Origin of the sequence: Nostoc sp. (assembly GCF_035638895.1) — a bacterium.
Classification (GTDB): Bacteria; Cyanobacteriota; Cyanobacteriia; order Cyanobacteriales; family Nostocaceae; genus Nostoc.
Genome location: NZ_DASQZC010000099.1, coordinates 45,874 through 53,587, shown reverse-complemented (window position 1 = coordinate 53,587; position 7,714 = coordinate 45,874). Strand labels below are relative to the sequence as shown.

The following is a 7,714-nucleotide window of genomic DNA, read 5'->3' as shown; positions in this document are numbered from 1 at the left end:
ATCATGTCACTCAGGAATTCATATTGGGCGCGAGTCAGATTACTGGGGTAAGCTTTACTCATGTTGCTCTCTCGGTGCTGTGTTCTACGTATTCATAGTTTATACCTAGAGAGCTTTTTTACCCCTCGGCTGACTTTTCAAACATCCTCTAAGTGTATTAAAAAAATTGAGTCAAAGTTTGAGTTAATAATTATGTCTATTCGTCCTATATACCTTGATTGCCACGCTACTACAGCCGTAGATGAACGAGTATTAGCAGCAATGCTCCCCTACTTCACAGAAAAATTTGGCAACCCAGCAAGTATCGGTCATGTTTACGGTTGGGAAGTAGAAGCTGCTGTTAAGCAAACACGAGAGATTTTAGCAGGAGCAATTAACGCTACTCCTGAAGAGATTGTTTTTACTAGTGGTGCAACAGAGGCGAATAATTTAGCTATTAAAGGTGTTGCGGAAGCTTATTTTAAAAAAGGTCAGCATATTATTACTGTTGCCACTGAACATAATGCAGTTCTTGATCCTTGTAATTATTTAAAAACTTTGGGTTTTGAAATTACTATTCTCCCCGTTAAACAAGATGGACTGATTGATTTAACTGAGTTAAACAAAGCTTTCCGTCCTGAGACAATTTTGGTTTCGGTGATGGCTTCAAATAACGAAATTGGCGTTTTACAGCCAATAGCCGAAATTGGGGAACTATGCCATGCTTACAACATCATTTTCCATACCGATGCAGCCCAAGCTATTGGTAAAATTTCCCTGGATGTGCAAGCGATGAAAATTGATTTGATGTCGCTAACAGCACACAAAGTATATGGGCCAAAGGGCATTGGGGCGCTGTACGTCCGCAGGCGCAACCCCAGAGTGCAACTAGCTCCCCAGCAGCACGGCGGCGGACATGAACGGGGGATGCGGTCTGGGACATTGTATACACCGCAAATTGTCGGCTTTGGGAAAGCTGTAGAAATCGCCTTGGCTGAACAAGCAACAGAAAACCAACGCCTCACTCAGTTAAGGCAAAGCTTGTGGGAACAGCTTTCTCAACTTGAAGGAATTCATCTCAACGGACACCCTCAACAGCGATTGGCGGGAAACTTGAATATCAGCGTTGAGGGGGTGGATGGAGCCGCACTTTTGCTAGGATTGCAGCCAGTAATGGCGATTTCTTCTGGTTCTGCTTGTTCATCGGCAAGTACTGCACCATCCCATGTTCTGACAGCACTGGGGAACTCCCAACAGCTAGCTTATGCCTCAGTGCGGTTTGGGATTGGACGGTTTAATACCCAAGAGGAAATTGATATTGTGGCGAAACATGCGATCGCTACTATTCAAAGTTTACGCAAAACCTCTTTTATGGATTCTCACTCAAGAAAGCGCCAATCTGAGCTTGCTCCTGCTGATTGAGGCGAAATTCCCCAGCAGCGATGATTCCTTCCACCTGCTTAGGATTGCGTGCGCCAACGATCGCAGCCGTCACCGCCGGATTGTTTAAAGTCCAAGCGATCGCCACCTCACCGGGGGAGCGATCGTGTTGCTTACCAATATCCTGTAACACCTCCACCAACTTCAGGTTACGAGATAAACGTGGCTCCTGAAATTCACCGCTATTCCTGCGCCAATCATTATCTGGTAAATTGGCAACCCGCTCAGGTGTCATCTTTCCTGTAAGCAAGCCAGATTGCATAGGTGAATAAACAATCGCACCTATGTTGTTTTCCTGACAAAAAGGCAGAATCTCGTTTTCGACATCGCGCTTAACCAGCGAATAAGGCGGTTGCAATGAAGTAACTGGTGCAATCTTTTGGATACGTTTCAACTGTTCTACATTGAAATTTGAAACCCCGATATAACGAACCTTACCCTCATCCTTGAGCTTGGCAAGAGTCGTCCAGCCTTTTTCAATTTCTGACTCTGGGTTAGGCCAGTGGATCTGGTAGAGGTCAATGGTTTCAATATCAAGTCGGCGCAAACTAGCTTCAACTTCCCGCCGCACAGAATCCGCCTTCAAGCTACGACCAATTTCGCCCTTTTCATCCCAAATCATTGAACATTTAGTGAAAATGTAAGGGCGATTAGATCGACCCTTGAGCGCCTTAGCAACAACTTCCTCCGAATGTCCCAGACCATAGATAGCTGCGGTGTCAATCCAATTAACGCCCAGATCCAGAGCGTGAGCGATCGCTTCAATCGATTCTTGGTCATCCTGCGCTCCCCAACCAAAAGCCCATCCACCTCCACCGATCGCCCAGGCTCCAAAACCGATTGGGGTAATGTGAAGCTCCGAATTACCGAGCTGTTTGGTTTGCATATCTATATATCTCCAAGGATTTTTGAGTCAATTGCTAGTTTAGGTTGCAAATATTTTCTCAACCGCTATCTGAAGTGTGAATGACTACTAGTGAGAACACAACAGCAAATCACTACTTATGTAGGATTACTAAATCTTGAAGGTTGTGTTGATACATACTACTTATACATTAGTACAGCACGGCGTAAATCCAGCTATTATCTCAATTAACAAGTGACTCAAGTCCCTTGTCTTCCGGCACAGTGTACTAGACTTGCTCGAAGATAGTAACAGTTGTCAGTGTTTATCAAAATAGAGAAGCAAACCGTAACGCTTGGATAGCAAAGCACTAATCAAAGGTTAGAATATTTTGAAGCTTTGGACTATTCATTTGGATCAGGGTTCGCGCATTTCTACGTCTGACTTTAGCAATGGGAGTGATCGCATCTTTAAAAGATAGATAGGTCTGTGCTTTTACCGTGCCAAAAGGCATCTATTTTAAACCTTTTTTTTCATACTCGAATTACTATAAAAATTATTATACGCATCACTATGCCCCCTTCCATGCTTAAACTTTCACTAATCTCATCTGCTATGATATGCACGCAATTACAGGGTGTTGCGTCTGCCCAAAGTAACCCACATTCTGCTTTTCAGGTAATTAAGGTGCAAGAATTTATCTCTTCTAACCGTATTAAAGTTACTATTCCAAAAGCTGTGGCTGCACAATTGTTTAGCAACTTAGAAGAACAAGAAGGAAGAAAGTCTGAGGAGATTTCAGTTGCGTATCCTACACAAAACACATCTGTAATCGTTCATACCACAGTAGGTTTGGCTGATGATTCAGTGATCGGGAGACGAAATCGCATCGAGTTGAGACGCAACAAAAATAAATGGGAAATTGTCTGGGTAGGTCGGCAATACAAGTGTCAACCAAATCGAGGTCATCAAGACTGGTCTAGCAGTCTTTGCTCATAATCGGGTTTTTAGTCTTCGTCGGTCTGGCTTAATTGCTACTCCAGCCACCGTAATCAAATATATGAAGTAGTATTTTATTCAATGACAAGATGCGTGCAATTCTCACGCTTTTGGTGCAACGCTTCTGGGATTGGGGGAATGCGATCGCCTCGACAAGATTGCAGCACAAGTTCATGGGGAAAGCTAAACTACTTATGGATTCATTTCTGCGATCGCACTTTAGTCTGACCAATAATGCTCGTGGATTTTAGGGACTACCGATTCAACCTTGATAGTCTCGTCCCAATGTTAATCCTAGCCAGTAGGCACTAACGCTGTAACCAGCAATCAATTCGGGAGTTTGGCGAGCGACGGATTGCACAGTGTATGCCCAGTTGCCGATGCAAGCTTCCATACCAACATAAACCAACAAGAGTGACCCAGTTAGCACTACTACTGGATTTTGCAGTGAGCGCCCCAAATTTTCTAACACAGTTGTATTTGACGACCGAGAGCTAATCTGTCTCTCGTCGCTAAAGCTGTAGGCGTGGCTGATGGTGAGCTAATAAAGAACAAATTGGACACTAGCAAGTTGATCTACTTCCAGTATATTTCTGGAAAACAGATTGTGCTGTATGTATCTAAGATAAATATCAATTTAGACCCATAGGATCTAATGATTAATCGCTCTGCCAATTTCATTTTTATTAATTTTTTTGTCTCAGCAAAATTTTAGATACTAAAATCTCATAATATTTCTTGACAATATTTGAATATTCAAAGGTAAAGCAATGCTCAATATAGATTTAGAACGACTTCTTTACGCAGTACAAATAAATTTTCAAGCAGAGGTTACTATGATTGCTGGGCAAGTTTTTAGCGACACTCAGTTTCAGTTATCTGCTCGAAAAATCGGCAAGGTTCATGCAGCTTTAGTTGTACCACAAATTTATTTAAAATCATTACATCAAGACTATCAAAACATTATTGATAATAATTTAGCCATTACTTTTAAAAGTGGAAACCGTGCTGTAGGGAATTTTCAAGTAAATTATTTACCTAAAATAAATATCTTAACTATATCTGGGTACTACAAAGAGGGCACGGCTTATCTATGTTATTCTCCAGGGAAGAATCCTGATTGGTACAATGGCAGAGGTTATAAAATAGCTCGCCCTGATTGTATTGGAGAAAGGTTTGAGTTGTTAGCGAACAAGTTTTATCCATTTTTTGAAGAATGTTTTGCAGTTTAATTCTAATTAAACGCGTTGTCAGGATGGCTATAAAGCGACGAATTATTTGACCAGAGTGACAGATTACGGTCAAATAATCTGTCACTCTACAAAATCAGCAAACAATTCATCAGCGTTGCGCCGTGAAAAGTCAGACTTTGAGGATGCTTACCCTCAAAAGTTTGGTAAATTGGTGACAGATGCGCCGCAACGGCCTGAATGGATTGCATGAGAAAGTTGGGCACAGAAAGCGATCGCTAAAAGGTCAGTTCCTCCCAAGCAAAAAGAACTAACTCTGTAAGGATTCAGTGATTATTAACTATGGGGGCTGTCTTTGAGCCTCACCAAAATTCTAGTCGCACACCAACGTCAGATAGCATATCGAGAACTCGTATCAGTTCCATATTCTTTGACACAATATCCCAGTCAATCCCCTCTAAGATTAGATGGGGCGGCTCAAAGTGTTTTGAACTTTTTTTGGAGAAATCTCAATGACCATTTCAATGTACCAAGCTTTAATACCCGTGTCTATTCGAACACTGGATAACCTTATAAACATTCTTGAAAAAGGTGCTGCTTATGCAGAAACTAAAAAAATAGATCCTTCTGTGTTGATTAATAGTCGTCTATCTCCAGATATGTTTCCATTATCAAAACAAGTGCAAATTGCCTCTGACATAGTAAATAGAGGTGCAGCACGGTTAGCAGGAATAGAACCACCTAAATTCGAGGACAATGAAACTACATTTCCTCAACTTATTGACCGTATTCATCAAACTATCTCTCATTTAAATACATTTAAACCTGAACAAATTGATGGTTCAGAGGAGAAAACAATTACCTTACAGATGCGTGACAACACTCTCTCTTTTCAAGGAATGCCATTTCTCCTATATTTTGTTTTACCAAACCTTTATTTCCATGTCACAACAGCGTATGACATTCTTAGGCACTGCGGTGTAGAACTTGGCAAAGGAGACTTTCTTGGTCAGCCTTAATCGGAGCAGTATCTAACTCATGGCTATTCGGTATTGCATGAAATTTTTTACTCTCTTTGAGGAATTTGAAAAGTATGTTTTGTATCAACAGTAACGCAGCCAAGCCAGAGCGACGAAAAATTGGGATTCTTCCTTTTACTTTGTGACGCTCAGAATGGCGAATTATACCTAGTAAAGTCGGGTGGCTGCCAATACCGTTCGGTTAAAGAATTTATTGGTTGAGGCAGGCAGAGGGAGCAGGGGGAGAAAAAAATAGCTGAACATATACCCTCTTGCCCCCCTGCTTCCCCTGCTTATCCGAACCGTATTGGGGTGGCTGCTAGAGAAACCCTAGCAGTATTAATTAATACCGTTGCTTTCTCTGAGGAGTTGTATTGAACCATCTTTTAGCAGTGCTAGGATAGAAATTAAAAGACTTGGGTATGGCTTTCGTAACTTTAGCAATTTTCGATTACGCAGTTTATTAAACTGGCACTTTTCTATTAATTCTTTATAAAAGTAACCGAAGAACCAGTATTTGTTTTCACGACAGATACAGTTACGTGAGCTTTCTTACTTCTTAGACATTCTCTTAGGATCAACGCTATTTTGTGATTGCAAAATTACAGGCTTCTGGTAATTAGAAGTATAACCTGGTAAAACTTTTACCCCTGATTGAGTCAACCTTAGCGTTAAAGAAAGTCTGACTTTACCGCTATTATTACGTACTGAGCGATGTAATAGTGTATTAGTAAATAGTACAAACTCACCAGGACGTAATACTACAGGAATAGCTTTTTTTGCAACTTCATCAGGGATTTCAAAAAAGTTATTTCCACTAAAAGGATCGGTTCCTTTTATCTGGCAACTTTTTAAGTAAATATTAGGTATATATTCAAATCCATTATATTCATTAACTTCTGTCAAAGCTATATAAGCATTGATAGTTTTACCATCTCCTTCCAGGAGTTTAGAATAAGAGTCTTGATGCCAAAAAGGAATTAATTGCTGGGCAGGATAATTTACCCATAATTCTGACCGCCATAATACTAAGTTATCCCCTAAATGAGCATTAAGCTTCTCTAATAAGTTTTTATCTTCACATAATTGCAAAATCACAGGTGAATCTAAATGTCTTTCCATGTAAAAACATCTGGTAAACACTTGAACCGATATAATGAATAACGAACCAATATCAAATCTAATAAATGATTTAACTACCTGTCTTAATAATATTTTTATTGGGATTCTTAAAATAATATTATCAAAAATATATTGGGTAATCTCAGCTATTTCGTTACTGCTTAAACTCAGAGAATTTGGCCCCCATATTTCATCAGTACCATCATAATTAATTTTCTTTGTATTCTGCTGTTGGTTGCAACCAGCCCATAATAAACTATATTCCCATAATTGCTGTGATAATTCTTGATTTTGTGCTATTTCAGGTAATATAATTTCTTGAGCGTGACTATCTAAAAATTTTCCATTAATATTCTGATAATCTGGGGAAGTAGCACAAATAAGGGTACTATATGCTCCGGCTTCCGAAGAAATACCTAAACCTAAATATTTACTGAGACGATGCCATATAGTAATATTTGATTGTACAAAGCCTGGATGTATGGCGTTAACAGTAACTTGAGAATTATTTAATCGCCCAGAAAGTTCTCTGGTTAAAAGCAATAAACAGAGTTTTGAAATGGCATATAATTTTAGGAAATTTAAAGGTGTTCTTTTAACTAATAAATTCCAGTCAATACCACTTGGAGATAATGCCAAATCTGATGCTAACATAATAATGCGGCTAGGAGCAGATTTTTGCAAATTTTCTAGTAATAAATAAGTCAGCAAAAAATGACCTAAATAGTTCGTTCCCCAAATCAGTTCAAAACCTTCTTTGGTTGTACCTCTGTTATTAAATATCCCTGCATTGTTGACTAATATATGTAATGGCAAATTGTAGCCATTAAATAGTTTTACACACTTACGAACTGAATCTAAAGAAGCTAGATCAAGAGGTAAAAATTTCACATTTTCATTTCCGGTGCTTTGGCGGATGTAGTCTATAGCTTTTGCGGCTTTATTTGCCGAACGACAGGCAATAAATACATGATTGCCTAATTTGGCTAAACCTATAGCAGTCATTAAACCTACACCAGAATTACCACCTGTAACCAGACACACTTGCATAATTTCCGCTCTCTTAGTATTTATTTCCAACTAATTGCTAGAAATATAGCCAGTATTAATATAACGTTAAA

General features: G+C 39.6%; 9 protein-coding genes. 6 read left to right on the top strand and 3 right to left on the bottom strand.

What is annotated here, in order from left to right; all coding sequences use genetic code 11:
* Nucleotides 1-192 precede the first annotated feature (192 nt).
* A complete protein-coding gene (locus VE944_RS04470) occupies nt 193-1,401 on the top strand; it encodes a cysteine desulfurase family protein (RefSeq protein WP_324972869.1) in 1,209 nt (402 codons plus the stop codon).
* Here the strand turns inward: VE944_RS04470 and VE944_RS04465 are convergent.
* On the bottom strand, nt 1,349-2,305 hold the full coding sequence (locus VE944_RS04465; RefSeq protein ID WP_324972865.1) for an aldo/keto reductase: 957 nt from the start codon (nt 2,303-2,305) through the stop codon (nt 1,349-1,351). The two genes, VE944_RS04470 and VE944_RS04465, sit on opposite strands and share 53 nt — an antisense overlap.
* Before the next feature lie 573 nt (nt 2,306-2,878).
* Between VE944_RS04465 and VE944_RS04460 the strand changes: the two genes are divergently transcribed.
* Both VE944_RS04460 and VE944_RS04455 read left to right on the top strand, forming a co-directional pair.
* Nucleotides 2,879-3,262, top strand: a complete 384-nt coding sequence (locus tag VE944_RS04460; protein ID WP_324972863.1) for a hypothetical protein — start codon at nt 2,879-2,881, stop codon at nt 3,260-3,262.
* Between the two features lie 89 nt (nt 3,263-3,351).
* On the top strand, nt 3,352-3,513 hold the full coding sequence (locus VE944_RS04455; RefSeq protein ID WP_324972860.1) for a hypothetical protein: 162 nt from the start codon (nt 3,352-3,354) through the stop codon (nt 3,511-3,513).
* A gap of 11 nt (nt 3,514-3,524) precedes the next feature.
* On the opposite strand, the gene VE944_RS04450 is transcribed toward VE944_RS04455, so the two are convergent.
* On the bottom strand, nt 3,525-3,734 hold the full coding sequence (locus tag VE944_RS04450; RefSeq protein ID WP_324972857.1) for a hypothetical protein: 210 nt from the start codon (nt 3,732-3,734) through the stop codon (nt 3,525-3,527).
* Between the two features lie 298 nt (nt 3,735-4,032).
* Between VE944_RS04450 and VE944_RS04445 the strand changes: the two genes are divergently transcribed.
* The 3 genes from VE944_RS04445 to VE944_RS04435 all read left to right on the top strand — a co-directional run bounded on the left by VE944_RS04445 (nt 4,033) and on the right by VE944_RS04435 (nt 5,471).
* The gene (locus tag VE944_RS04445; protein ID WP_324972854.1) at nt 4,033-4,494 is read left to right on the top strand and encodes a hypothetical protein; all 462 of its coding nucleotides are present in this window, start codon (nt 4,033-4,035) and stop codon (nt 4,492-4,494) included.
* A 55-nt stretch (nt 4,495-4,549) separates the two neighbouring features.
* Complete coding sequence (locus VE944_RS04440) at nt 4,550-4,705, top strand: hypothetical protein (protein ID WP_324972851.1); 156 nt, start codon at nt 4,550-4,552, stop codon at nt 4,703-4,705.
* Between the two features lie 259 nt (nt 4,706-4,964).
* Nucleotides 4,965-5,471: a DUF1993 domain-containing protein gene (locus VE944_RS04435; protein ID WP_324972848.1), complete on the top strand. Its 507-nt coding sequence runs from the start codon at nt 4,965-4,967 to the stop codon at nt 5,469-5,471.
* A gap of 552 nt (nt 5,472-6,023) precedes the next feature.
* Here VE944_RS04435 and VE944_RS04430 read toward each other — a convergent pair.
* Nucleotides 6,024-7,643, bottom strand: coding sequence for an SDR family NAD(P)-dependent oxidoreductase (locus VE944_RS04430; protein ID WP_324972845.1), 1,620 nt, complete (start codon nt 7,641-7,643; stop codon nt 6,024-6,026).
* Nucleotides 7,644-7,714 lie beyond the last annotated feature (71 nt).